The 13,585-nt window shown below is 71.8% G+C and carries 14 protein-coding genes; 7 read left to right on the top strand and 7 right to left on the bottom strand.

What is annotated here, in order from left to right; translation table 11 throughout:
* Position 1: 1 nt before the first annotated feature.
* The 4 genes from uraH to BZZ08_RS25090 all read right to left on the bottom strand — a co-directional run bounded on the left by uraH (position 2) and on the right by BZZ08_RS25090 (position 1,696).
* A complete protein-coding gene (gene uraH / locus BZZ08_RS25105; RefSeq protein ID WP_104634527.1) occupies positions 2-403 on the bottom strand; it encodes a hydroxyisourate hydrolase in 402 nt (133 codons plus the stop codon).
* Positions 400-915: a 2-oxo-4-hydroxy-4-carboxy-5-ureidoimidazoline decarboxylase gene (gene uraD / locus BZZ08_RS25100; RefSeq protein ID WP_198601684.1), complete on the bottom strand. Its 516-nt coding sequence runs from the start codon at positions 913-915 to the stop codon at positions 400-402. Before uraD ends, uraH begins: the two co-directional genes overlap by 4 nt.
* Positions 916-1,064: 149 nt before the next feature.
* Entirely contained in the window at positions 1,065-1,433 is a 369-nt protein-coding gene (locus BZZ08_RS25095; RefSeq protein WP_104634525.1) for a helix-turn-helix domain-containing protein, read from the bottom strand.
* Positions 1,430-1,696 carry a hypothetical protein gene (locus BZZ08_RS25090; protein ID WP_198601683.1) on the bottom strand — a complete coding sequence of 89 codons (267 nt, stop codon included), beginning with the start codon at positions 1,694-1,696 and terminating at the stop codon, positions 1,430-1,432. Before BZZ08_RS25090 ends, BZZ08_RS25095 begins: the two co-directional genes overlap by 4 nt.
* A gap of 142 nt (positions 1,697-1,838) precedes the next feature.
* Between BZZ08_RS25090 and BZZ08_RS25085 the strand changes: the two genes are divergently transcribed.
* From BZZ08_RS25085 to BZZ08_RS25065, 5 genes are all read left to right on the top strand, one after another.
* Positions 1,839-2,678, top strand: coding sequence for a TIM barrel protein (locus BZZ08_RS25085; protein ID WP_104634523.1), 840 nt, complete (start codon positions 1,839-1,841; stop codon positions 2,676-2,678).
* A gap of 48 nt (positions 2,679-2,726) precedes the next feature.
* Positions 2,727-3,641, top strand: a complete 915-nt coding sequence (locus BZZ08_RS25080; RefSeq protein ID WP_104634522.1) for a 2-hydroxy-3-oxopropionate reductase — start codon at positions 2,727-2,729, stop codon at positions 3,639-3,641.
* A gap of 198 nt (positions 3,642-3,839) precedes the next feature.
* A complete protein-coding gene (locus BZZ08_RS25075; RefSeq protein WP_104634521.1) occupies positions 3,840-5,303 on the top strand; it encodes a catalase in 1,464 nt (487 codons plus the stop codon).
* Between the two features lie 426 nt (positions 5,304-5,729).
* Complete coding sequence (locus BZZ08_RS25070) at positions 5,730-5,981, top strand: hypothetical protein (protein WP_104634520.1); 252 nt, start codon at positions 5,730-5,732, stop codon at positions 5,979-5,981.
* Between the two features lie 66 nt (positions 5,982-6,047).
* Positions 6,048-6,692 (top strand): TIGR04222 domain-containing membrane protein, encoded by a 645-nt coding sequence (locus BZZ08_RS25065; protein WP_104634519.1) that lies wholly within the window; start codon positions 6,048-6,050, stop codon positions 6,690-6,692.
* Positions 6,693-6,759: 67 nt separating this feature from the next.
* Here BZZ08_RS25065 and gcl read toward each other — a convergent pair whose 3' ends face one another.
* Entirely contained in the window at positions 6,760-8,544 is a 1,785-nt protein-coding gene (gene gcl / locus BZZ08_RS25060) for a glyoxylate carboligase (protein WP_104634518.1), read from the bottom strand.
* A 147-nt stretch (positions 8,545-8,691) separates the two neighbouring features.
* Between gcl and BZZ08_RS25055 the strand changes: the two genes are divergently transcribed.
* A complete protein-coding gene (locus tag BZZ08_RS25055; RefSeq protein WP_104634517.1) occupies positions 8,692-9,393 on the top strand; it encodes a hypothetical protein in 702 nt (233 codons plus the stop codon).
* A gap of 4 nt (positions 9,394-9,397) precedes the next feature.
* Here the strand turns inward: BZZ08_RS25055 and BZZ08_RS25050 are convergent, their stop codons facing one another.
* Together BZZ08_RS25050 and BZZ08_RS25045 are read right to left on the bottom strand one after the other, a co-directional pair.
* Complete coding sequence (locus BZZ08_RS25050) at positions 9,398-11,611, bottom strand: trypsin-like serine protease (protein ID WP_104634516.1); 2,214 nt, start codon at positions 11,609-11,611, stop codon at positions 9,398-9,400.
* 47 nt (positions 11,612-11,658) lie between these two features.
* The gene (locus tag BZZ08_RS25045; RefSeq protein WP_241965562.1) at positions 11,659-12,201 is read right to left on the bottom strand and encodes a hypothetical protein; all 543 of its coding nucleotides are present in this window, start codon (positions 12,199-12,201) and stop codon (positions 11,659-11,661) included.
* Between the two features lie 369 nt (positions 12,202-12,570).
* On the opposite strand from BZZ08_RS25045, the gene BZZ08_RS25040 reads away from it, so the two are divergent.
* Positions 12,571-13,585 (top strand): ALF repeat-containing protein (locus tag BZZ08_RS25040; RefSeq protein ID WP_198601682.1); only part of this gene is annotated, 1,015 nt, incomplete at its 3' end.

The following is a 13,585-nucleotide window of genomic DNA, read 5'->3' as shown; positions in this document are numbered from 1 at the left end:
GTCAGCTCCCTCGGTAAACGGAGTAGCCGAACGGGTTGAGCAGCAGCGGAACGTGGTAGTGCTCGCCGGGCACCACCGCGAAGGTGATGGTGACCTCGGGGAAGAACACTGGCCGGCCGTTCTCGCTGTCCCGGAGCGCGGGGGCGTCCTGCTGGGCCGCGGCTTGTTTCTTGGCGAAGTACGTCTCGGTGTCGAAGTCGAGCCGTACGTGGGTGGTGCCCTCCGGCAGGGCCGGGAGGTCCTTGCACCGGCCGTCGGCGTCGGTCGCGGAGCCGCCGAGTGCCTGCCAGTCCGCTTCGCGGCCCGCGCGGGCGGCGAGGTGGACGGCGACGTCCCCGGCGGGGCGGCCGGCGCTGGTGTCCAGGATGTGCGTGGACACGGAGGCGGTGGTGCTGGTGCTCATGGTCGGGCGTCCTGTTCGACGAGTCGGGTCAGGCGGATGCGGTTGATCTTCCCCAGTTCGGCGCGGACGATCTCCCGCTCCTGCTCGGGCGAGTTGCCGATCCGCTCCTTGACCGCGTCGCGCATCTGCTCGCCGGTCCGGCCGGTGGCGCAGATGAGGAAGACGTGGCCGAACTTCTCCTGGTAGGCCAGGTTCAGTTCGAGCATCTCCGCCTTGAGTTCCTCGGCGGCGCCGGCCATGCCCGCCTGTTCGCGGGACGAGGTCGGGTCGCCCGGCTTGGGACGGCCGATCGGCGGGTGTCCGGCCATCGCCTCGGCGAGGTCCTCGGCACTCAGTTCGGCCATGGCGGCGTCGCTGGCGGCGTACAGGTCCTCGGCGGTGGCGAAGGGGCGGGCGGCGAGCAGGCGCCGGGCCCACGCCGTGGAGGCGCACGCCTCGTGGAGTTCGGCGCGTGCCGAGGACTCCTCGAGGGTGTTGAAGCGGGCCAGGCCCGACGCGGAAGTGGACGTCACGGGAGCCTCCGTGGCCTTGTGCTGAGCGGGCGTGCCGATAGCTAACGCCCTCGGAAACAAGCCGTCAACACTTTGTTGAAAATTCGGGGTCAGAAAAGCCGCCGCCCGGTTACCGGACGGCGGCTGGCGGTGGTCGGGAACCGTGCAGGTCAGGTGCCCTTCTCGCGGTTGAGGTAGTTGTACACGGTGAAGCGGCTGACGCCGAGGGCGCTCGCGACGGTCTCCACGCCGTGCCGTACGGCGAAGGCGCCGCGGGCCTCCAGGGCCCGTACGACCTCCTGCTTGGCCCTGCGGTCCAGGTCGGCCAGCGGCCTGCCCTGCCGGCGTTCCATGGCGGCCAGGATGTGGTCCAGGGAGTCGGCGAGCTGGGGCAGGCGGACGGCGACGACGTCGGCGCCCTCCCACGAGAGCACGACGTCCTCCAGGCCGGCCTCGTCCGGCGGCAGCATCTCGCCGCCCATGGCGTCGACCAGCGGCTTGACGGCCGCGATGAACGGCTCCTCGGCGGGACCGGTCACCGCTCGCCCCCTCGCTCGGCGTCTTCTCCGACCACGTTGACCTGGAGCGAGATCCGGGTGGCACCGGCCTCCAGGGAGCGGCGCAGCAGCGCGTCCACGGCGGTGAGCACCCGGTCGGCACCGCCCTCGGCGGTGTTGCCGAACGGGCCGACGTCGACCGCGTCCAGCTCGGCGGCCTCGACGACCTCCCGGGCCACCACCGCGTGCGCGGGCGCCTCGTCCAGGTCGAAGGGTTCGGTCGTGAACTCCACTCTCAATCGCACGCGGTCAACCTAACGCGGGGTGACCGCTTTGCGCCGCCCCCTCTTGACAACAGCCGCGCTCCCCGGGCAACCTTCCATCAAGCAGAAACGAACTTCCGTAATACGGAAATACACCCTCAAGCGGAAGGGAGCGCGGCACCCTATGGGATTCGCAGACCAGCGCTTCAACGTCAACCTGTCGATCCTCTTCACGGAACTCCCGCTCCTGGAGCGCCCCGCGGCCGCCGCCGCGGCCGGCTTCACCGCGGTCGAGCTGTGGTGGCCCTGGATCGACTCGCCCGTCCCCGAGCAGTCCGAGCTCGACGCCCTCAAGTCGGCGATCGAGGACGCGGGCGTCCAGCTCACCGGCCTGAACTTCTACGCCGGGCGGCTGCCCGGACCCGACCGGGGCGCCCTGTCGGTCCCCGGCGAGGAGTCGGACCGGTTCCGCGCCAACATCGACGTGGCCGCCGACTTCGCCCGGTCGCTGGGCTGCACGGCGCTCAACGCCCTGTACGGCAACCGCGTCGAGGGCGTGGACCCGGCCGAGCAGGACCGGCTCGCGCTGGAGAACCTGGTCCTCGCGGCCCGCGCGGCCGACCGGATCGGCGCGATCCTGCTGATCGAGGCGCTCAACCGGCCCGAGTCGCCGCTCTACCCGCTGGTGTCGGCACCGGCCGCGATCGGGGTCGTGGACAAGGTCAACGAGGCCACCGGTCTCGGCAACGCCAAGTTCCTCATGGACCTCTACCACCTGTCCATGAACGGCGAGGACCTGCCGCAGGTGATCGACGCGTACGCCGCGAAGACCGGCCATGTGCAGATCGCCGACAACCCGGGCCGCGGCGCGCCCGGTACGGGCTCCCTCCCGCTGGAGGAGCTGCTCGACCGGCTGGCGAAGGCCGGGTACGACGGCTGGGTCGGCCTGGAGTACAAGCCCGGCGACGACCCCAGCGCGCAGTCCTTCTCCTGGCTGCCGGCCGAGGCCCGCGCGGCCCGCTGAGCGCCACCCCGCAGGAATTCTCCACAGATTTTCAGAGAGGTACCCATCATGAGCACGCTGCGTGATTCCTCCCACCCGACCCTCCCGACGGTTGCCTGGGTCGGTCTCGGCATCATGGGCTCCCCCATGTCCGAGAACCTGATCAAGGCGGGTTACCAGGTCACCGGCTTCACGCTGGAGCAGGAGAAGCTGGACCGGCTGTCCGCCGCCGGCGGCACCGCGGCCGGCTCGATCGCCGAGGCCGTGCGCGACGCCGACGTGATCGTCACCATGGTGCCCGCGTCGCCGCAGGTCGAGGCCATCGCCTACGGCCCCGACGGCATCCTGGAGAACGCGAAGTCCGGCGCGCTGCTGGTCGACATGTCCTCGATCACCCCGCAGACCTCGGTGGACCTCGCGAAGGCGGCGAAGGACAAGGGCATCCGCGTCCTGGACGCCCCCGTCTCCGGCGGCGAGGCCGGTGCGATCGAGGCCGTGCTGTCCATCATGGTCGGCGGTGAGCAGGCCGACTTCGACGAGGCCAAGCCGCTCCTGGAGGCGCTCGGCAAGACCATCGTGCTGTGCGGTCCGCACGGCTCGGGCCAGACCGTGAAGGCCGCCAACCAGCTGATCGTCGCCGTGAACATCCAGGCGTGCGCCGAGGCCGTGGTCTTCCTGGAGAAGTCCGGCGTGGACCTGAAGGCCGCCCTGGACGTCCTCAACGGCGGTCTGGCCGGCTCGACCGTGCTGACGCGGAAGAAGGACAACTTCCTCGCCCGCGACTTCAAGCCGGGCTTCCGCATCGACCTGCACCACAAGGACATGGGCATCGTCACCGACGCCGCCCGCAACGTCGGTGCCGCGCTGCCGGTCGGCGCCGTGGTCGCCCAGCTGGTCGCGTCGCTGCGCGCCCAGGGCGACGGCGGCCTGGACCACTCGGCCCTGCTGCGGGCCGTGGAGCGCCTCTCCGGCGCCCAGGTCTGACGCACCGCCCCGAGACCTCCGGGTGGCGCCGCCGCTGACACCTGTCCTGTCGCGCCCGAGCGGCGGCGCCACCCGGAACCCACTTCAACAAACTGTTGACGTGCCAGTGTCCGAAATCTAGGCTCCACACCCTAAGCTCCACGAAGCGGAAACGAGTTTCCGCTGAACCCTCGCTCAGCAGGTCACGGAAGGTCCACGATGTCGCAGCGCGTGCTCACCACCGAGTCCGGTGCCCCGGTCGCCGACAACCAGAACTCCGCCTCCGCCGGCATCGGCGGCCCGCTCCTGATCCAGGACCAGCACCTCATCGAGAAGCTCGCCCGTTTCAACCGGGAGCGCATCCCGGAGCGCGTGGTGCACGCCCGCGGCTCCGGCGCCTACGGCCACTTCGAGGTGACCGACGACGTCACCGGCTTCACGCACGCCGACTTCCTGGACACGGTCGGCAAGCGCACCGAGGTCTTCCTGCGCTTCTCCACCGTGGCCGACTCCCTCGGCGGCGCGGACGCGGTCCGCGACCCGCGCGGCTTCGCGGTGAAGTTCTACACCGAGGAGGGCAACTACGACCTCGTCGGCAACAACACCCCGGTGTTCTTCATCAAGGACCCGATCAAGTTCCCCGACTTCATCCACTCCCAGAAGCGCGACCCGTTCACGGGCCGCCAGGAGCCGGACAACGTCTTCGACTTCTGGGCGCACTCCCCCGAGGCCACGCACCAGGTGACCTGGCTGATGGGCGACCGCGGCATCCCGGCGTCGTACCGCCACATGGACGGCTTCGGCTCGCACACCTACCAGTGGACGAACGCCGAGGGCGAGTCCTTCTTCGTCAAGTACCACTTCAAGACCGACCAGGGCATCCGCTGCCTGACCGCCGACGAGGCCGCCAGGCTCGCGGGCGAGGACCCGACCTCGCACCAGACGGACCTGGTGCAGGCGATCGAGCGGGGCGTGTACCCGTCCTGGACGCTGCACGTGCAGCTGATGCCGGTGGCCGAGGCGGCGAACTACCGCTTCAACCCGTTCGACGTGACCAAGGTGTGGCCGCACGCCGACTACCCGCTCAAGCGGGTGGGCCGGCTGGTGCTCGACCGCAACCCGGACAACGTCTTCGCGGAGGTCGAGCAGGCCGCGTTCTCCCCGAACAACTTCGTGCCGGGCATCGGCCCCTCCCCCGACAAGATGCTCCAGGGCCGTCTGTTCGCCTACGCGGACGCGCACCGCTACCGCCTGGGCGTCAACCACACCCAGCTCGCGGTGAACGCCCCGAAGGCCATGCCGGGCGGCGCCGCCAACTACGGCCGCGACGGCCTGATGGCGTCCAACCCGCAGGGCCGGTACGCCAAGAACTACGAGCCGAACTCCTACGACGGCCCGGCCGAGACCGGCCGTCCGCTGGCGGCCCCGCTCGCGGTCTTTGGCCACACCGGCACCCACGAGGCGCCGCTGCACACCAAGGACGACCCCTTCGTGCAGGCCGGTGCGCTGTACCGGCTGATGAGCGAGGACGAGAAGCAGCGGCTGGTCGCCAACCTGGCCGGCGGCCTGTCCCAGGTCTCGCGGGGCGACGTCGTCGAGAAGAACCTCGCGCACTTCCACGCGGCCGACCCCGAGTACGGCAAGCGCGTGGAGGCGGCGGTCCGCGCCCTGCGCGAGGACTGATCCACCGGCTCGCGCACGGAACCCGGCGGGGAGGCCGGGGCCGTGTGCGCGGCCCGCGCAGGCACCGAAGCGGCCCGGATGAGGGGTGACCGCCAGGTGCCGGCGCGGGCAGGGCGAGGACCGCGGCGGCCAGCGAGCCAGTGCGGTGGTGAAGGGCACGGACGCTTCTCCTACGACCTGAGGAGAGGAGCCGTTCCGGCCCGTCGCACCGCCGCGGTCCCAGCCACACGCCCCTCGTCCCCGAGGGGCCCGAAGATCCCGTCCGGCGGCGCGAACGACCTGTCGCGCCCAGCCTCGCGCCGCCGGACGGACACCACGTGAAGAACCTTCACCGGCCGAGCGGCGCCGGATGCGGACGGTCCCGCATCCGGCGCCGCTCGGCGTTCACCGGGTGCGGATCCGCCGCCCGCGCAGCAGCCTGGAGGCATGGCAACGGCACACCCACCCGAGCACCCGCACATCGTCGTCCACTCCCCCGCTCTCGACGGCTCCCGCCGGGTCACCTCCGGTGCGCAGACGCTGGGCGTCGCCTCGCACATCGACGACGTCGCCGAACTGCTGCGGCTGGCCGACCTGTACGTGACCGACGTCGAGTCGAGCGACCTGGTCGAGTGGCAGGGCGGCGGCCCGGAGGACTGGCCGGGGCTGCACGAGCACCACGGGCACCCCGGTCGCTGAACGCGCGTAGGAGCCCCCCGCAGCGGGCACAACCCCGGGAACACGGGGGCGCACGGGGGTGGGGTCGTGGACGGTGGCACGGAGATCGGGTGGGAGCCGCATCAGATCGCGCTGCTGGGCGGCGGCCCGCCGGGCGCCGTCACGGTGGCGTTGGTCGCGCTGCACCTGCTGGGCGCCGTCGAGACCGGCCCCCGCAGGACGCTGTGCGCGACGGGACCGGAGCCGGAGGGCCTGGGTCCGTTCGAGGGCACCGTCCTGGACTGTCTGCACGAGCCGCTCACCGCGCGCGAACTGGTCCGGCACCCGGACGTGCGGCTGGCCCTGGCCCTGACGCGCATCCCGCTCGCCGAGCACGGGCTCCTCGGTCACCCCCGGCTCAGGCCGACCCGCGGCGCCCGTCGGCACGTGGAGTTCCGGCGGGAGCGGCACCCGCTGCCGGCGGTCAGGCACGGGCTGACGGACGAGGACACACTGCTCGCGGTCTCCCTGCACGGCGATGCCGCCCTGCGCCTGCTCCTGCCGCGCTTCGCGCTGCGGGCCGGGCTGACGGCCCCGGGCGCACCGGCCGACGGTGTGCGCTTCTCGCTGGGGCGGGGCAGGTTCCCGAGGTGGCGCGACGAGTACGAGGACTCGGTCCCGGGCGACGGCGGTGGCGGCACGGGCCACGGGGACCACGCGGGTGGCGGCCCGGGCGGCGGCGGCCCGGACTGAGCGCGCACACGGGGAAGCGGCCCGTCCCCTGAGGAACGGGCCGCTCTCGCCGCTCGGCGCGGGTGTGTCAGACCTTCAGCGTCCTGACCGCGGTCGGGGCGTGCCCCGGCTCGGTGGCCACCTCCTCGAACTCCACCACGTTGGAGATGTCGTTCGTGCCCGACATGGAGATGTTGGTGACGCGCTCCAGGATCGCCTCGACGACGACCGGCACCCGGTGCTCGGCGGCCAGCTTCTTGGCCTGCTCCAGGGCCGCGCCCAGCTCGTTCGGGTCGGTCACCCGGATCGCCTTGCAGCCCAGGCCCTCGGCGACCTTGACGTGGTCGACGCCGTAGACGCCCAGCTCGGGCGAGTTGATGTTCTCGAACTCCAGGTTGACCTGGAAGTCGATCTCGAACGCCCGCTGTGCCTGGCGGATCAGGCCCAGGTAGGAGTTGTTCACCAGGACGTGCACGTACGGGATCTTGTGCTGCGCGCCGACTGCCAGTTCCTCCAGCATGAACTGGAAGTCGTAGTCGCCGGAGAGCGCCACGACCTGGGCGTCCGGGTCGGCCTTGGCGACGCCGAGGGCGGCCGGGACGGTCCAGCCGAGCGGGCCGGCCTGGCCGCAGTTGATCCAGTGCCGGGGCCGGTAGACGTGGAGCATCTGGGCGCCGGCGATCTGGGAGAGGCCGATGGTCGAGACGTACCGGGTCTCCGGGCCGAAGGCCTTGTTCATCTCCTCGTAGACGCGCTGCGGCTTGATCGGGATGTCGTCGAAGTGCGTACGGCGCTGGAGGGTGGCCCGGCGCTCCTGCGCGGCGGCGGCCCAGGTGGAGCGGTCGGGCAGCTTCCCGGCCGCCTTCAGTTCCTTCGCGACCTCGACGAACAGCTTCAGGGCCGCCTTGGCGTCGGAGGCGATGCCGTAGTCCGGGGCGAAGATCTTGCCGATCTGGGTCGGCTCGACGTCGACGTGGACGAACTTCCGCCCGGCCGTGTAGACGTCCAGCTTGCCGGTGTGGCGGTTGGCCCAGCGGTTGCCGATGCCGAGGACGAAGTCGGACTCCAGGAAGGTCGCGTTGCCGTAGCGGTGCGAGGTCTGCAGGCCGACCATGCCGGCGTTCAGCTCGTGGTCGTCGGGCAGGATGCCCCAGCCCATCAAGGTCGGCACCACCGGGGTCCCGGTCAGCTCGGCGAACTCCACCAGCAGGTCGGCCGCGTCGGCGTTGATGACACCGCCGCCGGCCACGATCAGCGGGCGCTCGGCGGCGTTGAGCAGGCCGATGGCCTTCTCGATCTGGGCGCGGGTGGCGAGGGGCCGGTAGACCGGGAGCGGCTCGTAGGTCTCCGGGTCGAACTCGATCTCGGTCGTCTGGACGTCGATCGGCAGGTCGATCAGGACCGGGCCGGGACGGCCGGAGCGCATCAGGTGGAAGGCCTGCTGGAAGACGCCGGGGACCTGCGCGGCCTCCAGGACGGTGACCGCCATCTTGGTGACCGGCTTGGCGATCGAGGCGATGTCGACGGCCTGGAAGTCCTCCTTGTGGATCACCGCGGTCGGCGCCTGGCCGGTGATGCACAGGATCGGGATCGAGTCGCCGATCGCCGAGTACAGACCGGTGATCATGTCGGTGCCGGCCGGCCCGGAGGTGCCGATGCAGACGCCGATGTTGCCCGGGTTGGTGCGGGTGTAGCCCTCGGCCATGTGCGAGGCACCCTCGACGTGGCGGGCCAGGGTATGCTGGACGCCGCCGGACGCCTTGAGCGCGGCGTAGAAGGGGTTGATCGCCGCACCGGGCACACCGAACGCGTCGGTGACGCCCTCGCGCTTGAGGATCTCAACTGCCGCTCGGGCAGCGGTCATACGAGCCATCGAGTACTCCTGATCCGGCTGTCGGATTCGCACTCCCGTCGCGCCCCGCGGTGAGCTTCTTCCGTAGCAACTTCCGTATAGCGAAATTTGTTTTCTACGATCTGGAAGTAATGTAAGTGGGCAGCCGGGGGCCGTCAAGGGAGGACGATGGGGGTCATGTCCGAGACCATCTCGGTGTGCTGCACCGCCTGCGGGCGCCGGCACCGCTACACGGCCCCGTCGTATCCCTGTGCGTGCGGGGCGCCCGTCGCCCCGGAACTGGACCCGCGCGGGGCCGCGACCGCGGTCACCCACCGGGCGTGGGACGAGGAGTGGATCGGGGTGCGCTGTGCGGCCTGCGGGGCCGAGAGCCGGTGGCCGCGCCCGGAGCTGGGCTGCCCCTGCGGGACGGTGCTGTGCGTGCCGGTGGACCCCGCCGCCACCGGCCGGTCCGGGCGCACCCCGGGGTCACGGGTCCCGGCGCACCGGGCCGTTCCGATCCGCACCGCCCGCGACGCGGTCACCGCCGCCGTCCTGTACCTGCGCGGGCTGGGCCACCGGGACGTGCGCCGCGCCGAGCAGCGTCCGCCGGCCGGCATCGGCCTTGCCGCGCCCGGCATCGCCGTCCAGGTGGACCCGACGGTGGGCCCGGCCTCGGTACGGGACGTGGAGTGCCTGTGGCTGACGGCGATGGCGGAGTCGGCGCGGGGCGTGTACTTCTCGCTCGCCGGATACGCCGAGGACGCCCGGGTCCGTGCCGACCGGCTGGACGTCGCGCTCTTCGTGCTCGACCCGTCGGGCGTGCCGCGCCCGGCGAACGCGTCGGCCGTGGCGCTGGACGCCACGGCCGACTGGGAGGGATCAGGCTGAGCGACTACCTCGCCGCGTGCCCGAAGGCCGTACCGACGGCCGGGAGGCCGCCCTGACCCGGCTGGTACACGGTGGGCGCGGCATTGGGCTCACCGAGGGTCACGTTGGACATCGGCAGGGCGTACAGCGCGCCGGTGGCGGTCGGACCGTAGGGCATGCCGACGTACAGGTGGGTGCCGGTGAAGTGGATGCTCGAGCCGAGGCGCTGGTTGGCGCCCGGCGCACCGGGGACACCGTCGCCGTCGCCGGACTCGATCCACTTGTCGTTGGCGCCGGGCGAGCCCAGCATCGAGAAGACGTGCACCGCACCCGCCTTGGCCGCGGAACCCAGGGCCTCGTCCGGGATGCCGACCGCCATCTTCATGGTCGCCTCGGTGCTCACCGCACGCGGCGCGGTGTTGACGGCGGTCAGCGTGGACCCGAAGTGGTCGCCGGCCTCGGAGGCGCCGGAGACGTCGTCGTCACCGGTACCGGAGGAGTATCCGTCGAGCTGGGTGTAGGTGCCCGCCGCGGTGACCCGGAAGGTGGTGACGCCGCCCGTCTCCGCCTTGCTGACACCGTCCACGTTCAGGGCCTCGCCCGGGGAGCCGACGGCCAGGAGGGAATCGGCGGCGCGCGCCGCACCCGCCGGACGGTACGGGGCCAGTGCCAGGGCCGCGCCGAAGCGGTCCCCCTTCTCGGCGCCGCCCGAGACGGTGTCCAGGTCCTGGTCGAGGCCGAACAACGGGGTGGGCCTCTTGTCGCTGTTCAGCTCGTGCGAGAAGACCGCGAGGTTGCCGGCGGCGTCGTCACCGTTGATGTTCTCGTTGGGGGCGCCGATGGCCAGGTGGTTGGCGTCGGCCGCGAGTACCGTGCCGAAACCGTCGCCCGCCTCCACCGCCCCGGGCACGCCGACCCCGTCCTGGTGGACGGAGACGTTGGTCCCGCCGCGCACGTAGAACGCCTCGCCGGCTCCGGCGGCATCGCCCAGGCCCTCACCGGGCACGCCGATGACGACGAAGGGTTCGCCGGCGGCCGTGGTGCCGGCGACCATCGCCTGCCCCATCAGGTCGCCGTTCTCCGGCGTGGAGGCGCTGATGGAGCCGTTGCCCGTGGCCTGCTGGAAGTGGGCGTTCTTGACGGCGCCGGTGCCGATGCCGCCGGGTGCGCCGTACAGGACGTCGGCCATGCCCGCGTCCACGGCGTCGCCGAGGTTCTCGCCCGGGGTGCCGACGGCCAGGTCCGTGCAGCCGTCCTCGTTGTAGTCGACCGTGGCGATGGCCTGCCCGAAGAGGTCGTTGGCCTCGCCGCCGCCCGGCACCCAGTCGAGGTCCTGGTCGATCTGGGCGGTGCCCTTGCCCCCGCCGAGGACGACGCGGACCAGGCCCGCCCGGGCGTCACCGCCGACGGTCGCCTCGGGGTCGGCCACGGCTATGTCCTCGACGCCGTCGCAGTTGAAGTCGGTGATCCGGTTGGCTCCGACCTTGGAGGCCACCCAGGAACCCAGGTCGTCGACGCGGGCGACCACGCCCCCGGTACGCGTCTCGGCGGCGTCGATGCCGAAGCAGCCGCCCTGGTAGGAGCGGCTGCTCAGGGCGGCCAGCTGCTTGGCGCCGTTCACGGTGCGCACCAGCGGGCCACCGGTGTCGCCCATGCACGCCGCCACGTTGTCCTGGCCGGTCACCGTCGCGGTGGTGGCGTCGGCCGCGTCGACCGAGAAGGCACCGGTGTGCAGGTTCAGCGGCGCCCACTCGGTCTTCGTACGGCCGTAGCCGGCGAGCGTCAGCTCCTCACCGGCGGTGGGCGCGGTGGCGGCCAGGGCGACGGGGGCGACGTTGGTGACCGGCCGGTTCAGCCGGGCCAGGACCACGTCGCGGTCGGTGCGGGGCACCAGCTCGACAACGGTGCGGACCGCGCCCCCGGTGCCGGTGAGGTCGGCGCGGCCGATGGTGGCGGTGGTCGTGCGGGCCGGTTTGCCGGCGGGCACCGCGAGGCTCTCGGCGGGGTTGTCGGCGAAGCAACTGGCCGCGGTGAGCAGCCACTCGCTGTCGACCAGGACGCCGGAGCAGCCGCGGTCGTGGTCGCCGACGACGATGCGCGCCGCGTAGGCGTGCGTGGTGTCGGAGGCGGCGGAGGCGGGCCCCGTCACGGCGGCGGCGGGGACGGCGGTCATGACGAGCGGTCCCGCGGTCAGGGCGGCGGCCAGTGCGGCGAGGCGCACGGGTCTGGTGTGTCGCATGGTTGAGTTCCTTGGTGGGAGATCCGGCTGAGGCGTGCGGCTGGTCGCTACTTGGAGGTCCTGATCTCCACGAGCAGGTGCTCACGGTTCTGCTCGTCGGCGCTCTCGCCCACCGGGGTCCAGGTGTTCTTCTCGAGGTCGAAGGACTTCTCCTCGTCCCCGACGGTCATGTCCACCTGGGTGTCGTAGTCGTTGCCCCGCATCGAGTACACGGCGGGGATCTCCAGCGTCAACCGGCCCGAGTCGCCCACCACCTTGAAGCAGACCTTGCCCGCGGTGCGCCGCGCCAGCACCTCGATGTAGCCCGTGCCGCCGGCACAGTCCACCAGCGTGATGTGGCCGTCCCCGCGCTTGAGCAGGATGCCCTGCTCCGCCTCGATCTTGTCCGCCTGCGGGTAGTCGAAGTCCTCCACCGCGTACCCCGGCGCTTCGTCGGCGACGGACACCGCCGGGCCGCCGGCCGCGCCCTGCGGCACGGACGCCAGCAGCCCCCACGCCAGGGCGCCCGCGGCGGCCGCCGCGACGAGGGTGCGCGCGATGAGCCGGTTCCTCTTTCGTGAATTCGCCGCGACAACGACGTTTTCTCTCATGCCGATCCTTAATCAATTCGCGTGCGGCCGAGTGTCCGCGTCCGGTCGATATTCCGGGGCGGAATTCACTCACCATGCCGTCGAGCCTGACCATGCCACGTCAAACCGACACCTCCTGTCCACCCGTTCAACTACCTCAAATTGGACGTCAGTTGAGGAGCAGGCGTGACGTCTCTCACGTTTTGCAAAGGTTGTGCGACTCTCCGTGAAGAAGTTGTGTAGATCATTCACCGCATTTCGAGAAGGTAGCTGACGTCACATCACATCGCCTTATACGCAATTGCTTTCCCCACCGAAGCGCGCTCAAATAGGCACGGCCCATCGCGCGCATTCGCTGCCGCCACCCACGACGCAGAGGACAACTCACTTATGCAGACGATGTTCTGGAGCCGCAGACGGCTGCTCGGCGCGGTCGCCGCCGCCACCGCCGTGGCCGCCGCTCCCCTCCCACTCGCGCGGCCGGCCCGCGCGGCCGACGCGGAGGACCCGGCGGACGGCTCGCTCGTCCTGCCGGACACCGACCGGGCGAAGGTGGTCAAGGCCTGGTCCACGGGTGGCCGGGCCACCAAGGCCGCGGCCGCCTACGCGCTCTACGGCACCGACACCGACATCCGGACGTTCCTCACCGAGACGCTGCCGAAGGTCACCGCGGAGGACAACCGCGTCGCCGTCTCCCGGCTCATCTTCCGGGCCGGCAAGGGAACGCGCCGCGAGGCGTCCGCCGCGCTGGACAACGGCGACGCCGCCGTCGCGGCGTTCCTGGGCGAGGGGTACAAGCCCGCCCTGCTGGAGGACCTGGCCGTGACGACGTCCGTCGTGTCGAGCACCGGCGGCAAGGGGGTCAGGCGCGAGGCCTCCGCCGCCCTCGACGCCAACACCCAGGAGGCGTTCGAGGACTTCCTCACCGAGGGCCAGTACGCCGGCGCCCTGGAGGACGCCCAGGTGCAGGTGTCCGCGATGCTGGTCGGCGCCGGGCCCGAGGTGCAGAAGTACGCGGACCGCGCCCTGAGCGGCACCGCGTCGGACATCCAGTGGTTCCTCGACACCGGCCAGCACATAGCCCGGGCCCGGGACCAGGAGTCGGCGACCATCGCCGAGCTGGTGGCCGTGGTCGAGCGGGAGGGCAAGCAGGCCCAGGCCGAGACCGACCTCGCCGTCGAGGCCTCCGAGCGGGCCCTGACCGCCGCCCAGAAGGCCAAGGAGGCCGCGGAGAAGGCCGCCGCCGAGGCCGCCGCCGCCAAGGACGACGTACGCAAGTCCGCCGCGGCGGCTCGGAAGGCGGCCAGTGCCGCCAAGGGCGCGGCCAACGCCGCCCGCGACGCCATCAGCGCCTCCAACGCCGCCGTGGTCGCCTCCCGCCGTGCCTCGTGGGCGGCCGCGGCCG

The organism is Streptomyces sp. MH60 (assembly GCF_002939385.1).
Lineage (GTDB): Bacteria > Actinomycetota > Actinomycetes > Streptomycetales > Streptomycetaceae > Streptomyces.
Note: the sequence above shows the minus strand (reverse complement) of the source record. Positions and strands in the feature narration are given on the sequence as shown.